The sequence below is a fragment of the Ruegeria sp. G7 genome (assembly GCF_056535465.1).
Genome location: NZ_JBQFIL010000002.1, coordinates 719783 through 737736, shown reverse-complemented (window position 1 = coordinate 737736; position 17954 = coordinate 719783). Strand labels below are relative to the sequence as shown.

The following is a 17954-nucleotide window of genomic DNA, read 5'->3' as shown; positions in this document are numbered from 1 at the left end:
GGGGTGTCCTTGTTAATTAGGCTGCCAGTTTGGCGCGTTCTTCCAGCGCAAGAGCCGGAGGTGCCGCGCTGGCGACCCCATCTCGGCCAGGGTTTCCTTGGCGGCAGCAACAACCTGCCGCATCACATGCTCATCCATCTGCCCGATGCAGCCGACGCGGAAACTGTCCACAACCGTCAGCTTGCCCGGATAGATGATAAAGCCTTTGTCCTTCATCAGATCGTAAAAGCGGTCGAACACGAACTTCTCGTCCGCAGGGCAGAAAAACGTCACGATGATCGGGCTCAGCCAGCGGTTCTGCAGCAGCGTCTCGAAGCCCAGCTCGCGCATGCCCGCGACCATCACGTCACGGTTGCGGGTGTAACGCGCGCCCCGCCCGGCAACGCCGCCTTCAACCTCATGCGCCTTCAGCGCTTCGAGGAAGGCCGCAACCACATGGGTCGGCGGCGTGAACCGCCACTGGCCGGTCTTTTCCATATGTGCCCATTGCGCATGCACATCGAGGCTCAGCGAGTGGCTGTTGCCCTTGGCCGCTTCCAGCTCATCCTTGCGGGCGATGATGAAGCCAAAGCCCGGCACGCCCTCGATGCATTTATTGGCCGAGGACACCATCGCCTCATACCGGATCTCGGACGGCTTCAGCTCAATCGCGCCAAAGGCCGACATCGAGTCGATCAGCAGCTTGCGCCCTGCCCCGTAGACCGCCTCGGAAATCTCCTCGACCGGGTTCAGAATGCCCGAGGAGGTCTCGCAATGGATCGCAACCACATGGGTGATCGCAGGGTCCTTGGCCAGGATCTCGGCCACTTCCGACCCGCGCGGCGGCAGGTAATCGCCCTTGTCCAGCACCAGATGATCGCGGCCCAGATACTCCAGCGTCTGCGCTGAACGCTGCCCATAGGCCCCGTTCGCCAGCACCAGCGCCTTGCCGTCCTTCGGGATAAACGAGGCCAGCATCGCCTCAACCGCAAAACTGCCCGAGCCCTGCATCGGAACACAGTCAAACGCCTCCGCCCCTCGCCCAGCAGCGCCAGCAGCCGCGACCGCATATCCCGCGTCATCGCCCGGAAATCATCATCCCAGCTGCCCCAGTCCCGCAACATCGCCTGCTTCACCGCATAAGACGTCGTCAAAGGGCCAGGCGTCAGCAAATAAGCCTCCCCCATACGCGGCGCTTCAAGCTTACCCTCAAATCCCATCACCAAATCCCTCCAACACATCCCGATACACAATCATTTGCAACCTCATACCCCATATGTAAAATCGAGAATATCAATCACTGAATAAAAAAATCCTATAGATGGAAACCATGGGGATCCGATGCGCCACAGCCAGCTCAAAGCCTTTCACAACGTCGCACTGCATGGCGGATTTTCCCGCGCCGCCGAAGCGTTGTTTCTGACCCAGCCCGCTGTGTCAGAGCAGGTCCGCAAGCTTGAACAGGACCATGATCTTTTGCTGTTTCAACGCGAGCGCAAGCGCGTCTTCCTGACACCCGAAGGCGAACAATTGTTCCGCTTTACCAAGCAGTATTTCGAGATCGAAAATCAGATCGAGGATTATTTGTCCGAGTCAAAAGCCTCGATCGATGGCGAGCTGCGTATCATCGCGGATTCCGCCCACCATTTGACCGACTATCTGGGGCCGTTCCGAACGATGTACCCCAATATCACCATCATTGTCCGATCAGGAAACACGAATGAAATTCTAGAGGAACTCCGCGCCTATAACGCCGAGATCGGCATTGTCGGTAGCCCGTCGCCGGGCAACGACATGAGTATGCTCAACCTCGGCGCAACAAACATCGTCGCTTTTGCCGGTCAGGGTTTGTTGCCACCTTCCAAAACCACGCTGACATTCAAAGAGCTCCGCAATCTGCCGCTGATATTCCGCGAACAAGGTTCCAAGACCCGCCAGAAACTGGAGGACGAGGCGCGACGGCGTAAGATCGCGCTGAAACCAGCCATTGTTGCGGAAGGACGTGAGGCAGTCAGGGAATTGGTCGCCTCGGGCGCAGGTGTCGGTTTTGTTTCACGTGCCGAGTTCGGGCGCGACGACCGCTTGCGTCAGATTGAACTGTCAGACGTAGACCTGCAGATGGGCGAAAGCATGATCTACATGACACAACGCCATGAGGTGAAAGTCATTCGCGCCTTCATGGATTTCGTCCGACGTGTGCAGGACGAAAAACAGGCAGCAACGGCAGACTAGGCCTCAGCCCGCTCAGTCATCGCCCTTGTAGTATCCGATCACGTCATTTTCAGTCGTCGCCCCCAATCCGTTCAGCAGACGGTTTGAATAGTTGAAATAGGCGCAGACCTGATTCACCTCGAGAATCTCGCCATCATCACAACCCGCCAGCTTCAACGCCTCGAAATCAGATTTCACCATCTTGCCGACATCTGTCGTCAGCTTGGCTGCATAGCGCAACAAGGCCAGTTCCTTACCCTCAAACACATCCTCGGGGCGGTGCGCCTTCAGGGCGACAAATATGCTGTCACTGCGCGGTTGGTCTTTGATCAGGTTGCGCACATTCATGAAGTGATGCGTCAAAGAATAGGTGCAATCATTAAGAATCGACGTGTAGCTGGCCACCACTTCCAGAAACCAAAACGGCAGCTTGTTGTCCTCGGAATGCAGAACGGACCGATACAGGACCACGTGCCCGTTCATCGTTTCTGGTCGCAGCGAATGCACGCGCATCACAGTGTCGACGGTGCCATGGGGGGTTCGGGCGTTATCCAAAAGCTCTTTCAGGCGGCCGTCCGCCTGTTCGTCAGAGATCATTTCGATCCAGGCGCTCATTCTTGTTCCTCCGGTCGGGTATTTAATCAGCATATGAACACTGCAGCCGGGCGTGTCAGCAGAAAAAATTCGCCAAAGGTCGCTTTCTGACAGTAACGTAAGTGTGAATAGTCTAAAGATACCGCTTGAAATAGCTGACAAGGGAACTAGCGAGATGCAGACTCTCGATATTCGTGATGGTGCCGAGAACCTGCTGATCCGTTGTGCGGGGTTGTCGGCAGGCGACAAGTTGCTGGTCCTGAGCGAAGTTGCAAACAGTCCCTATTATGACCCCGAGATCGCACAGGACATTCTGAACTGCGCGCAGGCACTGGGCATACACGCCACGCTGCGGGCAATTCCGTTCGACCCCATGGGTCCACGGCTGTCCGGTGAGGTCATCGCGGCGATGAAAGCAGCGGATCGCACACTGTTCCTGTCGCGCACCGGCGATCAGATTCGGTTCGATGCAGATCTGGCCGACATACACCCGATCATGTCTTATGTACTGGACAAAGAGGCGCTGGCCTCGGGGTTTGGACGGGCGAACTATTTTGGCTTCGTCGCCCTGAAGAATGCGGTAAATACGCTACTTGCCGGGGCGCGGAATATTCACGTCACCTGTCCACTGGGCACCGATTTCAGCGGTCTTGGCGCCGCTTTTCCCAAAACCGGCGCATCGGATGTCAGCGTCGCGCGTTTCCCCATGTCCGTCTTTGCACCCGTTCCCGCGCAGGGCTTTCGTGGCACCGTGATGCAGGATGGTTTTCTGGTCGGGACCGGCTCAAAGTTCTATGAACCCTATGGCTGCGAGCTGCGCGAGCCGCTTGCGGTACAGTTTGAAAACAGCCGCCTGCTGGGTTTTTCGGGCCATCCGATGGACGTGCATTGCGCTGAAATGCACTATTCGAAAGTCGGCCAGATGTTCGATCTTGACCCGCTGACCATGCACTCCTGGCATGCGGGTATACATCCCGGCTGCGCCTATTCCACACCCGCCTCGCAGGACTTCGAAAAGTGGAGCGGGTCCGCCTTCGGCAACCCGCGCCTGCTGCACTTCCACACCTGCGGGCATTACGCGCCCGGAGAAATTTCGCTGAACGTGCTGGACCCGACGATCCGCGTCGACGGTGTCGCGGTTTGGGAGGATGGCGTCCTGCACCCCGACCGCATTCCCGGTGGGGCGCAGATTCTTGCGGAATACCCCTGCGTCAAAGCGGTGTTCGACAACCCGGCGCAGGCCGTGGGGCAAGGCGCGAACGGACGGCTGAGCGCGTCTTGATCACCCCGCCTCGTCCGCGATCAGCCGCGCGACACGCGTGCGAAAGCGCATAGCGCCCGCGTCCAGGCCTAGGTTGATATAGCCGCTCTTGCGGCGCGCCATCCCGGTCTGGACGTATTCCAGCACCTCTTTGTCTTCATTGAACGCCATCACTGCGCCTTCGAACATCCGTTGCGACATCGCCACGTCATCCGCGTGCATATTGCGATGCTGGAACCAGAAATAGCGCGAGGTTTCGGCGTCCACGGGCGTGATGAAGTTATAAGAAATATTGACAAAAGCATTAGCCGAGACAGGCCGATCCGCGCCGCCTTCGCCCACCGGCGTATAGATAGACATATTGATCGCAGTCGACGGCAGCCGGCATTCGTAGTGCTGCTTGCGATCGCAACTGGGACCAAAGGGCAGGATCGGCGCGTAGTAAGGCGGCGCGGGTTCATCCGCGATCCAGCGCGAGACGATGACGCCCCCGTCAGTCTCTTCCACATCCAGCGGGCGATTGTCCGTTCCGGCCCCGGCAAACGAGGTCAGATGCACCCAGGCCACATGGCTGGGGTCCAGCAGATTGTCGATGATGTAGAGGTAGTGACACGCCATCTCCATAGCGCCCTTCTGGGTCTTGCCCCAGTCCGGGTTGTCGAAATTGGGAATGTCGATGATGTCATCTGTGCTAGCCAGATCGGGGTCGCCCATCCACAGCCACAGAAACCCCCACCGGTCCTCGCTGGGATAGGCGTGGACGGCAGCGCGGCGCGGCGGATTATCCAGCTGAGTCGGAGCACTGACGCATTCGCCACCGCAACCAAAGGTCAGCCCATGATAGCCGCAGACCACATGATCTCCTTCGATAGTTCCGCGTGACAAAGGCAGTTTTCGATGCGGGCAGGCATCCTCCAGCGCGATGGCTGCGCCCTTGGTGTCGCGATAGATCACGATCTCTTCGTCCAGCATCCGCACAGCGCTCAATTCGCGGCCAAAATCCTCGGACCGGCCCGCGACGTACCAGCTGTTTCGGATGAACCCTTCGGCTCCGGCCAGATCAGGACGCATGAGGTTTACTCCGAAAACACATCATAGGCCTTTAAGGCCTTGGCACTGTAAGCATATGACGGGCCGCCGCCCATATAGGTCGCCATGGCCAAAGCCTCGCACATCTCCTCGCGCGTGGCCCCCAACCGGACCAGAGACTTGACGTGGAACCCGATGCAACTGTCGCAACGGGTCGCGATAGCGATGCCAAGGGCCATGAATTCTTTGGTCTTTTCGCTCAGCGCGCCATCGGTCTTGGCGGCCTTTCCCATGATGCCGAACCCGCGCACGGTTTCGGGCACCTCTTTCGAGAAGCTGCCGATATTGGCCTCGGTTTCGGCCATGAAGTCTTTCCAGTCCATCGCTTTCTCCTTATCCGCGCTCGTCCGCGCCCATGCGGCGCTCCAGCCAGCGCACGCCTGCGCTGATGATCAGGACCAGTATCAGGTATTCGAAGATCAAAAGCGTGTAGATTTCCAACGGACGGTATTCGGTCACCACCAGTTCGTTTGCGCGGCGGGTCAGTTCCTGCATGCCGATGACGCTGGCAAAGGCGCTCATCTTGACGATGTAGATGAACTGGTTCGCCAACGGGGGCAGAATGCGCCGGATCGCCTGCGGCAGGATCACATAGCGCATGGTCTGGAAATAGTTCAGCCCGATGGTTTGCGCCGCCTCGCGCTGACCGCGGGCGATGGATTGAATGCCTGCGCGGTAGATCTCGGCAGTAAACGCGCTGTCCGAGATGGCCAGCGTGATGATCGCGCCCCAGAACGGATCAATGGGCACGTTCATCCCCATCGACTGGAACACGATGGGCAGGCCGTAAAACACCCAGAATAGCATCGGCAGCAGGGGAATGGCGCGGATGAATTCGACATAGACCCGATTGACCAGCCGCCAGCCGCGTTTATCCGACAGACCCGGCAGCGCCACCAGCAGGCCGATGACAATCGACATCACCGCAGCGATCAGGGAAATCTGGATCGTCGCGCCCATCCCCGAGATCAGGAATTTGACGTTCGTCCAGCCCGAGTCGGTGGTCGGATTGATCACATACCAGCCCCAGGTCGACGAAGACGAACACCCGGCCAGCAAAAGAAGCGGCGATATCAGAAGAAGTTTTTTCATCGGCCCCACCTAGTGCTGCAGAATTTGAGACAGGAATTTACGGCACCGCTCGGATTGCGGGTTGGTGAAGAAATGCTCGGGGTGGCCCTCTTCAACGATCTCGCCTGCATCCATAAAGATCATCTTGTCGGCCACCTTGCGGGCAAATCCCATCTCGTGGGTGACGACAACCATGGTCATGCCGTCCTGCGCCAGCTCGACCATCACATCCAGAACCTCGGAAATCATCTCGGGGTCCAGCGCCGAGGTGGGTTCGTCGAACAGCAACACCCGAGGCTCCATGCACAACGACCGGGCGATGGCAACGCGCTGCTGCTGACCGCCCGACAGTTGGATGGGCCGCTTGTCGGCCTGATCGGGGATATGCACCCGTTCCAGATAGTGCCGCGCCTTCTCCTCGGCGTCTTTCCGGCTGAGGCCACGCGCCTTGATTGGGCCCAACGTCAGGTTTTCAAGAACCGTCAGATGCGGGAACAGGTTGAACTGCTGGAACACCATCCCGACCTCGGAACTGATCGCCGCCGCGGATTTGGGATCACTCGTCAGCTCGACCCCATCCACCCGGATCGTGCCCTTCTGATGTTTCTCAAGCTGGTTGATACAGCGCACCACGGTCGACTTTCCCGACCCCGAAGGCCCGCATATCACGACCTTTTCGCCGCTGTTCACCGTCAGGTTGATGTCTTTGAGAACGTGAAACGTATCGAACCACTTGTTCACACCGACAAGCTCGATCGCGGCGTCTTGCATCTGCTGGCCTGCCTTTGTTTTCTGGTCAATTATTTGCTTGAGGTTATCTTTGTCTTTACGCTTAGATCAAGAAACAATGTAGCGGCAATCGCTTAACGCCACCAACGGGAGAAATACATGAAACGGTTTTTCAAAACTGCCGCCGCCGCGGCACTTGGATTAGTGCTTGGGACCGCCGCGCAAGCTCAGTCAGCCCTGAACGAGGTGCTGGATTCCGGGGTGCTGAAAGTGGGCACAACCGGTGACTGGAACCCGATGTCGCTGCGCGATCCGGCGACCAACAGCTATAAGGGCTATGATATCGACATCATGAACGCGCTGGCCGCTGATCTGGGGGTCGAGGTCGAATATGTGCCCACCGACTGGAAAACGCTGGTCAATGGTGTGGTGGCGGGCAAGTACCACCTGACCGGATCGGCCTCGATCTCGCCGCCGCGCATGAAAGTTGCGGGTTTCTCGGACAGCTACATCGCGGTCGAGCTGTTTCCGTATACAACCAAGGACAAGGCCGACAAGTTCGACGGCTACGAGTCGATCAACCAGCCGGGCGTGACCGTCGCCACCACGCTGGGCACGACGTTTGAAAAGCGCGTGCGCGAGTGGTTCCCGAATGCCGAAATCAAAGTGGTCGAGGCACCGGCCCGCGGCTTTCAGGAAGTGATCGCAGGCCGCGCGGACGTGTTCATTACCTCGAACATCGAGGGTTCCACTCTGGAAGAGAAATTCCCGGTCGTGCGCGTGAAGAATGCCGGTCCCCGCTCACCCTCGCCCATTGCGATGCTCCTGCCGCAGAACGATCAGGTCTGGATCAATTATGTGAACAACTGGATCGAGGTCAAAAAGGCGCAAGGGTTCTTCGAGGAAAACCGCGCAAAGTGGGGGCTCTGATCTGACCTGACGCCCGGTGTATGCGCCGGGCGTCAACCAATTGGGACCACGGAACTGGACCAGGCACAGGGTGCGAGGGTAACGCGCGCGCATCGGGAACCGTCGATGCACTCCGGGCGTTGGGCCGCAAGTCGACACCCCTCAACCCGCGGTCAGACAGGATTGGTCGAGTGTCAGCCAAGCGTCGCCCGCGACCTCGGCATCGGTTAGCTTTGCCACATCAATTACCCGGCCCTGAACCTGAAGATAGGTCGAGCGTCGCGTCACGATCATCGCAATCTCGGGCTTGGCCTGATCGGGGATCGCAGGTGCGGCCAGCAGGACCGAGAGCAATAGCAGCCCCCGGTCCACATCATCCCCTGTATTGAACAGCAGCACCTCATCCGGAGTGGCAATGCGGCTCCGCTCGCCATAGATGGCATTCTGACCGGTGATGCCGGACACCGCCGTCACGGCATCATCGATACTTCGGATCGTGGCGGCAAGCTTGCACAACTTGGGGCCCCTGACCCCGTTTGCCAGATAGGCCCCCGGACACGGCACATTAAGGTCACGATAACAATAGGCCGCCTGTCCAAAGACCGACAGGTCATTTCCACCCGCCAGTTCATCGACCACACGCCGAACCGCCCCAGCCCCTTCGGCACGATCAAGCTCGGCAAGTTGTGCACGCGTTGCGACACTGGTTTCAAACGCGATTTCCTGGTGATGAAACGCCTCGAACGGCGGCAGTTGGGTGCCGAAGAACGCCGTGCAATCCGCCTCGAACCGTGCCAGCTCGACCTCGGGGATCGTGCTGATCCCATCGCCGAGTTTCAGCACGCCGAACAACGAGACGAAACGGTCAGCATAGGGCATACGTCGCTCGAAAGCGGCGCGGGGGTCGGCCCCGGCGCCCGTGGTCACGCTGGCCCAACGGCTCTGAGAAAAGGATTCGGGCTTGCCATTGCACCAGTATCGCCGATCCCCCTTCTGCAGCAGCGTCGTGTAGTGGCCCGGCGACCCGACAATGAACACGTCTTTCAATGCAACGCTGTTCAAAACGCTGGCCAGCGATGTGGTCAACGTCGCCTCATCGGCGCAGACCGTTACCCCCATGGGCCTGTGTTTCTTGTGCTTCAGCAGGCGCGACATCGCATGCAGGCCATCGATGGTCGAATAGGTGTAAATCGGCAGCTGGTCCTGTTCGAGCAGTGGAAAGATATCCAGTGCGGGCGTCAGCTGCCCCTTGTCCCGCCGCCAGGTCACATGCCGCCAAAGCTGCGCCTTGATGGTATCGACGGCCCCGGCCCCCAGCCGGTCACGCTCGTCCTGCAGGTTCAGGATGCCGACGCGTTCGGCTGTGCCCATGGGGAAATCATGGGTGAAGTGATGGTCGATGAAAGACAGCATTTCATCGGTGACCGGCAGGCCATCCGCCGCCGCGCGGTCGGCAATTTTGTCTCGGACCTGCCACAGGGTCTCGCTCATCAGATTGGCAAGGATCAGGACGATCATCAGATGCGGGTCGATGGCGGTGTCCAGCAAACCGGGATGCACCGCCCGCGACAGGCGTTCGATCTTGTCCGAGGGTTTCAGGGGTGCGGCCACCGCGCAGGTCTATCCGGGCTGCTTCATGCACCGGGTTCGAGTCAGGGCCGCGTGTTCGCCTGCGCGCGCGGCGAGCACCTCGAATTCGCCATCGGACACCAGCCGTCCGATCCTGATCCCGTCATCGGCGATATCCACCATATGAAGGTTTCGGTCCCCCCAGCCGATCATGCCCAGAAACTCTTCGTGGATCGTGACCTTCGTGCCCTCTTCGGCCACGATTGTCTGCCCGGGGCGATCGATCTGGTCATCGGGCAGCTCATCCCGGTCCCCGATCCAGACCGAGTGCCCCTTGAAACCCGCGCCCAACTGCTCGGTGATCTCAAGTTCGAATTCATAAGGCCCTTCGAGCAGGTCAAAGAAATAGGCACCATATTCGATATTGCAGATCCATTTGCCCACGAGGTCCGGGAACCCATCCTGCGCCTGAGCCGATAATGGCGCGCACAGGCCCAACAGAAGGACGGTCACGGATCGGATCAGCATTGCTATATCTCCCTGCATTGACGTGGCCTGATCAGGCCACGCCACGCAGGCATCGTCAACCTTCGCGTGTTAGGCCTCGCGCTCGCCCAGCCCGTCGGTCGACAGATCGTCAAGCTTGGGCATCAAGCGTAACAACTCGGCGGCATAGTCGGTCTGTGGTTTGGCGAACAGAGCGCTCGTTTCCTGAATCTCGACCATCTGGCCCTGTTTCATCACCGCCACCCGGTCACACATCTGGCGCACAACCGGAAGGTCATGGCTGATAAACAGAAGGGTCAGACCCAGATGTTCCTGCAGGTCCTTCAGAATGTTCAGAATCTGCGCCTGAATTGATACGTCCAGCGCGCTGGTGGGCTCATCACAGATCAGGAACCGGGGCTGCGTGGCCAGCGCACGGGCGATGGAAATCCGCTGCCGTTGCCCGCCCGAGAATTCATGCGGGTATTTCTGCCCGGCCTCATGACCCAGCCCCACCTGATCCAGCAACTCGTCCACGCGCCGCTTGATATGCGCGTTGTCCATCAGGCGGTGATGGCGGATCGGTTCGGCCACGATCTCGTCCACCCGCATCCGGGGGTTGAGCGAGGAATAGGGATCCTGAAAGATCATCTGGATGTTCTTGCGGTATTCATCCTGTACCGCACGATTGCTCAGGTCGCTGACGCGCTGACCTTGAAAATCGATGGTACCGCCATCCACCGGATAAAGCCCCGCGATCATCCGCGCGACGGTGGACTTGCCCGAGCCGGATTCGCCCACCACGCCGAACACTTCCCCAGCGTGGATGTCGAAGCTGACATTGTCGACGGCGGTGAAATAGGTCCGGTCCCACGGCAGCAGCCCGCGCTTTTGCAGGAACTTCTTGGTCAGGTTGCGGATCTCGAACACCGGCTTGCTGGCGTCATTGTCGACCTTGGGCCAGTGACGGGCCATATCCTCGATGGCGAAACGCGTCTCGCGCCCGCCATAGCTGATCTGCGGAAAGCGGTGCAGCTTGAGCGTCGGGCGCGGCACCGCGGCGATCAGGGATTTGGTGTATTCGTGCTGCGGCTGGCCCATCACCTGCCCGGTCGTGCCGGTTTCGACCACCTTGCCCGCATACATCACCGTCACGCGGTCTGTCGTGTCGGCAATCACGCCCATGTCGTGCGTGATCAGGATAACCCCCACCTGACGTTCCTGCGCCAGTTCCTTGATCAGGTCCAGAATCTGCGCCTGAACCGAGACATCCAGCGCCGTCGTCGGCTCATCCGCGATGATCACATCCGGTTCGGTGCACAGCGCCAGCGCGATCACCACCCTCTGCCGCATCCCGCCCGAGAACTGGTGCGGGTATTGGTCCAGCCGCGTATCCGGGTCGGGAATGCCGACCCGGTCGATCAGATCGCGGGCGCGTTTGGTGGCCTCGGCCTCGGACCCGCCCAGATGGGCCTGAATGGTCTCGACCAGTTGCTCGCGCACCGTGAACAGCGGGTTCAGCGAGGTCAGCGGGTCCTGAAAGATCATCGAGATCTTTTTGCCGCGCAGCCCTCGCATCGCCTCGGCGTCGATACCGCTGATCTGGTCTCCGCTCAGCTTGATGGTGCCGCTGGCAATGCGGCCGGGCCGGTCCAGCAGACCCATGATGGCGGCACCGATGGTGGATTTACCGGCACCGGATTCACCCACCAGACCGTGAATCTCGCCGGGCTCGACCGACAGGTCCACATGGTCGACGGCGGTGAACAGCTTGCGGCGGGTCGGGAATTCGACCGTCAGGTCATTGATCGTCAGAAGGCTCATGAAATCACCGCAGCTTGGGGTTCAGCGCATCGCGCAGCCAGTCGCCCAGCAGGTTGACCGACAGGGCAAGGGCCAGCAGCGTGCAGGCCGGGAAGAACAGGATCCACCACTCACCAGAGAACAGGAAGCCCTGCCCGATGCGGATCAGCGTGCCCAGCGAGGGCTGGGTTGGTGGCGCTCCGACGCCAAGGAAACTCAGCGTCGCCTCGGCGATGATCGCCAGCGCCAACGAGATGGTGGCGATCACCAGAACCGGGCTGAGGACATTCGGCAGGATATGGCGGAACATGATCGGGAAGGACCCACGCCCGATCAGACGCGCGGCCTGGACGTATTCCTTGTTTTTCTCGACCAGAGCCGCGCCACGCACAACACGCGCGAACTGCACCCAGTCGGACAGGGCGATGGCGATGATCAGCACATAAATCGCCATCTCATCCCGGTATTCGGGTGGGGTGATCCCTTTCGCGATCCCGAAGATCAGCATCGCCACCAGAATGGCCGGAAAGGTCAGCTGCACGTCGGCGATGCGCATGATCAGCGTCTCGATCCAGCCGCCGAAATAGGCCGCCACCAGCCCCAGAATAACCCCGATGATCAGAGCCAGAAGGACCGCCGCGGCCCCCACGAACAACGAAATGCGCAGACCATAGAGGATGGTCGAAAACACATCCCTTCCCTGATCATCTGTGCCTAGCAGGAAGGTCTCCTGCGTGAACGCGTTGGACGTGCCCGGAGGTGTAAACCCGTTCATCAGGTTCAACGTCGCCGGGTCAAACGGGTTATAGGGCGCAATCAGCGGTGCAAAGATCGCCGCGAGCACCAGAATGAACACAACCAGCGAGGCTATGACGGCGACCGGAGAATGCCGGAAGGACCACGCAAAGTCGCTGTCCCAGAGCTTTGCCATGCGCGACTGGGTTTGAGTATTTGGGGTATCGGTCATGTGGCCCTCGCGTCGACACGCAGACGCGGGTCAATGGCATAGTAAAGAAGATCGACAATCAGGTTGATCGTCACGAACATCACCGAGATCAGCATCAGATAGGCCGCCATCACGGGGATATCGACGAACTGGATCGCATTGATGAACAACAGGCCCACGCCGGGCCACTGGAACACCGTCTCCGTGATGATCGCGAACGCGATGATCGAGCCCAGTTGCAGGCCTGTGATGGTGATCACCGGCACCAGAGTGTTCTTCAGCGCATGGCGGAAATTGATCACCCGATCCGACAGCCCTCGGGCGCGGGCAAAGCGGACATAATCGGCGCGCAACACTTCCAGCATCTCGGACCGCACAAGCCGCATGATCAGTGTCATCTGGTACAGACCCAGCGTAATCGCAGGCAATATCAAGGCTTTAAGCCCCGAGGCGGTCAGGAACCCGGTGGACCAGCCGCCAATCATAACGGTCTCGCCCCTCCCGAAGCTGGGCAGCAGATCAAGCTCGACCGAAAAGATGTAGATCAGCAATATCCCTATGAGGAAGGTGGGCAGAGAGACCCCTATCAGGGACACCGTCATGATCACATTCGCCGCGATCCCTTGTCGTCGGATCGCCGTAAAGACGCCAAGGGCAATACCAATCGTGATCGCCAGAAACCCCGACACAAATGCCAGTTCCAGCGTCGCCGGGGCCCGTTCCACCAGAATTGTCGAAACCGGTCGGCCCTGCCGGTAAGAGACCCCGAAATTGCCCTGAACCGCGCCCTGCAGGAACTTGGCGTATTGCACCACAAAGGGCTGATCCAACCCAAGCTCGGTGCGCAGGCGGTCGATGTCAGCTTGCGTGCGTTCCTGCCCCAGCATGTTGTCGATCGGGTCGCCGACAAAGCGGAACATCGAAAAGGCCACCAGACCCACGACCAACAGCACGATGACGGACTGGAACATCCGTCTGACGATATATGCGAACATTGATTTTCCCCATTGGTGCGTCTCTCTATGCTTTAACCGACCGGGTGGTCAAGATGTCGCGGTGGTGCGGCACGCTCCAATCGATTTCAGGGCCCAGCGGCACGATCCCCAGCGGATTTCGCAGTTCGGACGGTGAGAAATAGCCCTGCTTGTAGATGTCGAATTTCACGGTCGCGGCCACGCCGGGCAACGCGTAAATTTCGCGCGCGTAACCCCAGAGGTTTGGATAGTCGATCAGCCGACGCAGGTTGCATTTGAAGGCATAATGATAGGCCACATCGAACCGGGCCAGCGTGGGGAACAGGCGCAGATCGGCCTCGGTCAGCGTGTCACCACAGAGGTAGCGGTTGGTGGCCAGATGCGCCTCGATCTCGTCCAGTGTGGCGAACACATCGCGGAACCCGGCCTCATAGGCCTCTTGCGTGCGGGCGAACCCTGCGCGGTAGACACCGTTGTTCAGACGCGCATAAATCTTGTCATTCCACGCGTCGATCTCGTCCAGCTTGTCTGATGGCGCCAGATTGGGGCCATAGCCCGGCAACGAGCCCAACATCCGTACCAGATCGGCGGATTCGTTGGAGACCGCCCGATCCTCAACCCGGTCCCACAGCAAGGGCACCGTGATCCGCCCGGTATAGGCCGGTGTGGCGCGTGCATAGGCGTGATGCAGCGCCGTTGCGCCATAGACCGCATCCGCGCCGTCGGCATAGACCCAGCCGTCGGCGGTACGACGCGGCTCGGCATAGGCAACCGTCATCAGATCATGCAGCCCCTTGAGCGCGCGAACCAGCAACACGCGATGCGCCCAAGGGCAGTTCCACGCCGCATAAAGATGAAACCGCCCTGGTTCCAGAGCATCCGGCAGCGCGTTGCGAATGGTCGAGGCCTGACGCCGGAATTCACCGTCAAGCCTTGTGTCGGGCGCGGGGTCTTCTGCGTGGTAGACCCCGGCGATCATGACGCCCATGGGCTCAGTTCACCGTCACCCAGCGCAGGATGAAGAAGTTGTCCGGGCGCTGCGTCAGCTCGACATTGTTGCGCGTTCCCCAGACCAGAGGCTGCACATACATCGGCACATAGACATGGTCATCCTGATAGATTTGCGTCACCTCATCCAGCATGGCCTGACGTTTGGTCTGATCCAGCTCGGACTGGATCTTCGGCAGCAATTCATCGACCCGCGGGTTCGAGTAGCCGCCGAAATTCCAGCTGCCCAGCTTTTTCTCTTCGTTCGGAGTTGCGACCAGGAACCGGACCGGGTGTTCGGCGTCAAATGTGCCGGGGCTCCAGCCCAGCAGGTACATATCGTAGTTATCTTCACGCAATTCCGGCCAGTAGTTGCGCACCGGCATCGCATCCAGCTCTGCGGTGATACCGATCTGAGCCAGCATACCGACAACCGCCTGACACACTGCCTCATCATTCAGGTAACGGTCATTGGGGCATTTCAGCCCGAACGAGAAGCCGTCGGCATAACCGGCCTCGGCCAGTAGCGCCTTGGCGGCATCAACATCGAACGCGGGACGGTCCGCGTTGGCCTCGGAATAGCCGCTCATCACCGGGGTGACGAGTTGCGAGGCCGCTTCGGCATTGCCGCGCATGATGGTGGCCAGAATGGCATCGACATTGACCGCTTTGGCGACGGCCTGTCGCACGCGCACATCGCGGAACGGGTTCGGCTTGCCCGCGTCATCGGTGTATTTCAGCGCCTCGGCCTCGTGATCAAAGCCCAGCATGATCACGCGCGCCTCGATCCCCTGAATGACGTCCACATCTGCGCTCTGCTGCAGCCGCGCCACGTCCTGAATAGGCACCGGGTTGATCATGTCCACATCGCCCGACAACAGCGCCGCAACGGCGGTGGCGGGGTTCTGGATCGGGTTGAACTCGGCACGGGTGATGTTGTGTTCGGCCTCGCCCCACCAGCCCTCATGCGGCTCCAGCACGGTTTTCAGACCCGGTTCGCGTTCAGTCACCTTGAACGCGCCGGTGCCGTTGGCGTTGATCGTGGCGTAGTTGCCAGTTTCCTTATCGGGCACCACAGCATCATTGGCCTCCGTCCAGCCCTGATCCATGATCATCCAGTTGGCAATCGAGGATGGGAACAGCGGGTTGGGCGCAGTGGTCATGATATCGACGGTATAGTCATCGACCACAATCACATCGCTGACCGGCGCAAACCAGCTGCGGGTGTCCGCAGCCTCGCCCGAGGCGCGTTGATAGCTGAACAGCACATCGTTGGCGTCAAAGCTGCTGCCATCGTGGAAGGTGACGCCCTCGCGCAGCTTGAACCGCCAACCCTCTCCGTCGCCGATCGGTTCCCAACTGACAGCCAGCGCAGGCTCGACCGTCATGTCCTTGCCGCGGCGCACCAGCCCTTCGTAGACATTGTTGAGAAACCCCAGAACCGGGGCCGAGTTGACCGCATGCGGGTCCATTGTCTGCGGATCGGTGGTCGAGGCCCATTTGAACTCGGCGGCCTGCGCGGTGCTGGCCAGCAGCATGGTCAGGCCAATGGCGCTGTTCCTGAGGATCATGGCGATATCTCCCTGTTTATGGGTCAGAGCTTGGGATGTTTTGGCCGCCGCGTAAAGGAATTCTCACGATGAGATCACGCGCCCGTTACCGGTGACGAAAACGAAAACAGGGCGCGAAACCGCGCCCTGCCCTGCATCCGTAAGGATGGCTTAGTTCATCTCGAAGTATTTGATCTTCGGCGAATCTTCGGGTTCGACGATGGTGCCGACGCCCGATTTCATACCCCAGTTCAGCACCTGATGGTGGATCGGGATATAAAGCTGTTCGTCCTGAACCACCTGCCAGATTTCACCGATCTGCTGATCGCGCGCGGGCAGATCGGTTTCCGAGGCCAGCGCCACGATCTTGGCGTCCAGCTCTGGGTTGGAATAGCGTGTGCCGTTCCACGAGCCGTATTTCTCGCCCTTCGAATGGACCAGGAAGTTGAAGATGTATTCCGAGTCATAAGTCGGAACACCCCAGCCCAGCATGTAGAAATCGGTCTCAAGGTTGTTGATCAGCGGGAAGTGCTGCGCCTTGGGTTTGGCATCCAGATTAACGGTCACGCCGATCTGCGCCAGCATACCCACGGCGGCCTGACAGATCGCTTCATCGTTGATGTAGCGGTCGTTCGGGCAGTTCAGAGTCAGCGAGAAGCCATCGGGATATCCCGCTTCGGCCATCAGGGCCTTGGCACCTTCGATATCGGTGGTCGAGGACGCATCCATCGCCTCATCCCAGCCGTTCACGAAGGGCGGCGAGATCATGCCTGCCGGGGCTGACTGACCGCGCATCACGACCTGCTTGATCGCATCGCGGTTGATCGCCTTGGACATCGCCTGACGCACACGCACATCCGCCAGCGGATTGGCACCATCAACGCTGTCCGAGCCCAGATCGGCGTCGCCCACGTTCATGCCAAAGAAGATCACCCGGTTCTGCGGCGCAGTGCGCACGTCCAGACCATCGGTGCTGGCCACGCGCTCAAGGTCCTGCACGGGCACGTCCTGAATGAAATCGACCTCACCCGACAGCAGCGCGGCAACGCGGGTCGCGGCGTTCTGGATCGGGGTATAGACGATCTCGGTCACCTGCAGCGGGAATTCATCCTTGCCCCAATAGCCGTCATAGGCAGTCAGAACCGTTTTCACGTCCGGCTCGCGGCTGACCAGCTTGTAGGGTCCGGTGCCATTGGCGTTCTTGGCCGCGAACGTGTCCTCGCCGCCCTCATAGTCCTGCACCTTCACGGCGTTGTTCGCCTCGGCCCAGCCCTTGTCCATCATGAACATATTGGTCAGGTTGTTGGGCATGATCGGGTTCGGGCCGTCGGTTTCGATCTCGACGGTGAACTTGTCGGGTGCGCGCACTTCTTTGACCGAAGCCAGCAGTTCCTTGTAGTCCGAATCCGGCGTCATCGCGCGGTTCAGCGAGAATACAACGTCTTCGCTGTCGAATTCGGCCCCATCATGGAAGGTCACGCCTTCGCGCAGCTTGAACACCCAGACATTCGGGTTGTCTTCGGACGGTGCCCACTCGGTCGCAAGCGACGGCACCAGCGCGCCGGAATGGTCGCGCATCACCAGCGTTTCCATGATCTGGTGCGCCATGGCCGAGGTCGGGCCTTCGTTCTGCGCATGCGGGTCCAGCGTCAGCGCGTCACCAGCGCGGGCCCATCGCAGCGTTTCCGCCGAAGCGCCCGCCGCAATCATCGCCGTGGCGCTGGCGGCAAGCATCAGAGTTTTGAATGACATAAGTCTCTCCCCATTATTGTTGTGACCGCATCAGACTGCGGCTG

General features: G+C 59.8%; 17 protein-coding genes. 3 read left to right on the top strand and 14 right to left on the bottom strand.

Going from position 1 to position 17954, the window contains the following annotated elements; translation table 11 throughout:
- Positions 1-12 precede the first annotated feature (12 nt).
- Positions 13-990, bottom strand: coding sequence for a 2-aminoethylphosphonate--pyruvate transaminase (locus ACR3EN_RS20105; RefSeq protein WP_480918487.1), 978 nt, complete (start codon positions 988-990; stop codon positions 13-15).
- Between the two features lie 330 nt (positions 991-1320).
- Here ACR3EN_RS20105 and ACR3EN_RS20100 point away from each other — a divergent pair, with 330 nt between their 5' ends.
- A complete protein-coding gene (locus tag ACR3EN_RS20100; protein WP_480821039.1) occupies positions 1321-2211 on the top strand; it encodes a LysR substrate-binding domain-containing protein in 891 nt (296 codons plus the stop codon).
- 12 nt (positions 2212-2223) lie between these two features.
- Here ACR3EN_RS20100 and ACR3EN_RS20095 read toward each other — a convergent pair whose 3' ends face one another.
- A complete protein-coding gene (locus tag ACR3EN_RS20095) occupies positions 2224-2805 on the bottom strand; it encodes a carboxymuconolactone decarboxylase family protein (RefSeq protein WP_480821041.1) in 582 nt (193 codons plus the stop codon).
- Positions 2806-2959: 154 nt separating this feature from the next.
- Here ACR3EN_RS20095 and ACR3EN_RS20090 point away from each other — a divergent pair, with 154 nt between their 5' ends.
- On the top strand, positions 2960-4066 hold the full coding sequence (locus tag ACR3EN_RS20090; RefSeq protein ID WP_480821043.1) for a hypothetical protein: 1107 nt from the start codon (positions 2960-2962) through the stop codon (positions 4064-4066).
- On the opposite strand, the gene ACR3EN_RS20085 is transcribed toward ACR3EN_RS20090, so the two are convergent.
- Genes ACR3EN_RS20085 through ACR3EN_RS20070 form a run of 4 tightly spaced genes read right to left on the bottom strand, consistent with a single transcriptional unit; the run spans position 4067 to position 6976 of the window.
- Positions 4067-5116, bottom strand: coding sequence for an aromatic ring-hydroxylating dioxygenase subunit alpha (locus ACR3EN_RS20085; RefSeq protein WP_480821045.1), 1050 nt, complete (start codon positions 5114-5116; stop codon positions 4067-4069). It abuts the gene before it with no gap.
- 5 nt (positions 5117-5121) lie between these two features.
- A complete protein-coding gene (locus tag ACR3EN_RS20080; RefSeq protein WP_480821047.1) occupies positions 5122-5457 on the bottom strand; it encodes a carboxymuconolactone decarboxylase family protein in 336 nt (111 codons plus the stop codon).
- Between the two features lie 10 nt (positions 5458-5467).
- Positions 5468-6226 carry an amino acid ABC transporter permease gene (locus tag ACR3EN_RS20075; RefSeq protein WP_480821049.1) on the bottom strand — a complete coding sequence of 253 codons (759 nt, stop codon included), beginning with the start codon at positions 6224-6226 and terminating at the stop codon, positions 5468-5470.
- Positions 6227-6235: 9 nt separating this feature from the next.
- The gene (locus ACR3EN_RS20070; protein WP_480821051.1) at positions 6236-6976 is read right to left on the bottom strand and encodes an amino acid ABC transporter ATP-binding protein; all 741 of its coding nucleotides are present in this window, start codon (positions 6974-6976) and stop codon (positions 6236-6238) included.
- Between the two features lie 117 nt (positions 6977-7093).
- Here ACR3EN_RS20070 and ACR3EN_RS20065 point away from each other — a divergent pair, with 117 nt between their 5' ends.
- Entirely contained in the window at positions 7094-7864 is a 771-nt protein-coding gene (locus tag ACR3EN_RS20065) for a transporter substrate-binding domain-containing protein (protein ID WP_480821053.1), read from the top strand.
- Positions 7865-8005: 141 nt separating this feature from the next.
- Here the strand turns inward: ACR3EN_RS20065 and ACR3EN_RS20060 are convergent, their stop codons facing one another.
- From ACR3EN_RS20060 to ACR3EN_RS20025, 8 genes are all read right to left on the bottom strand, one after another.
- Entirely contained in the window at positions 8006-9454 is a 1449-nt protein-coding gene (locus ACR3EN_RS20060; RefSeq protein ID WP_480821055.1) for a hypothetical protein, read from the bottom strand.
- A gap of 9 nt (positions 9455-9463) precedes the next feature.
- Positions 9464-9940 carry a hypothetical protein gene (locus ACR3EN_RS20055; RefSeq protein WP_480821057.1) on the bottom strand — a complete coding sequence of 159 codons (477 nt, stop codon included), beginning with the start codon at positions 9938-9940 and terminating at the stop codon, positions 9464-9466.
- Positions 9941-10009: 69 nt separating this feature from the next.
- Positions 10010-11722, bottom strand: a complete 1713-nt coding sequence (locus ACR3EN_RS20050) for an ABC transporter ATP-binding protein (RefSeq protein ID WP_480821059.1) — start codon at positions 11720-11722, stop codon at positions 10010-10012.
- Between the two features lie 4 nt (positions 11723-11726).
- Positions 11727-12632 (bottom strand): ABC transporter permease, encoded by a 906-nt coding sequence (locus tag ACR3EN_RS20045; protein WP_480843214.1) that lies wholly within the window; start codon positions 12630-12632, stop codon positions 11727-11729.
- A gap of 32 nt (positions 12633-12664) precedes the next feature.
- On the bottom strand, positions 12665-13642 hold the full coding sequence (locus tag ACR3EN_RS20040; RefSeq protein WP_480533183.1) for an ABC transporter permease: 978 nt from the start codon (positions 13640-13642) through the stop codon (positions 12665-12667).
- Positions 13643-13667: 25 nt separating this feature from the next.
- Positions 13668-14609, bottom strand: coding sequence for a glutathione S-transferase family protein (locus ACR3EN_RS20035; RefSeq protein WP_480821063.1), 942 nt, complete (start codon positions 14607-14609; stop codon positions 13668-13670).
- 4 nt (positions 14610-14613) lie between these two features.
- The gene (locus tag ACR3EN_RS20030; RefSeq protein WP_480870365.1) at positions 14614-16179 is read right to left on the bottom strand and encodes an ABC transporter substrate-binding protein; all 1566 of its coding nucleotides are present in this window, start codon (positions 16177-16179) and stop codon (positions 14614-14616) included.
- Between the two features lie 150 nt (positions 16180-16329).
- Complete coding sequence (locus ACR3EN_RS20025) at positions 16330-17910, bottom strand: ABC transporter substrate-binding protein (RefSeq protein WP_480821067.1); 1581 nt, start codon at positions 17908-17910, stop codon at positions 16330-16332.
- Positions 17911-17954: the final 44 nt, after the last annotated feature.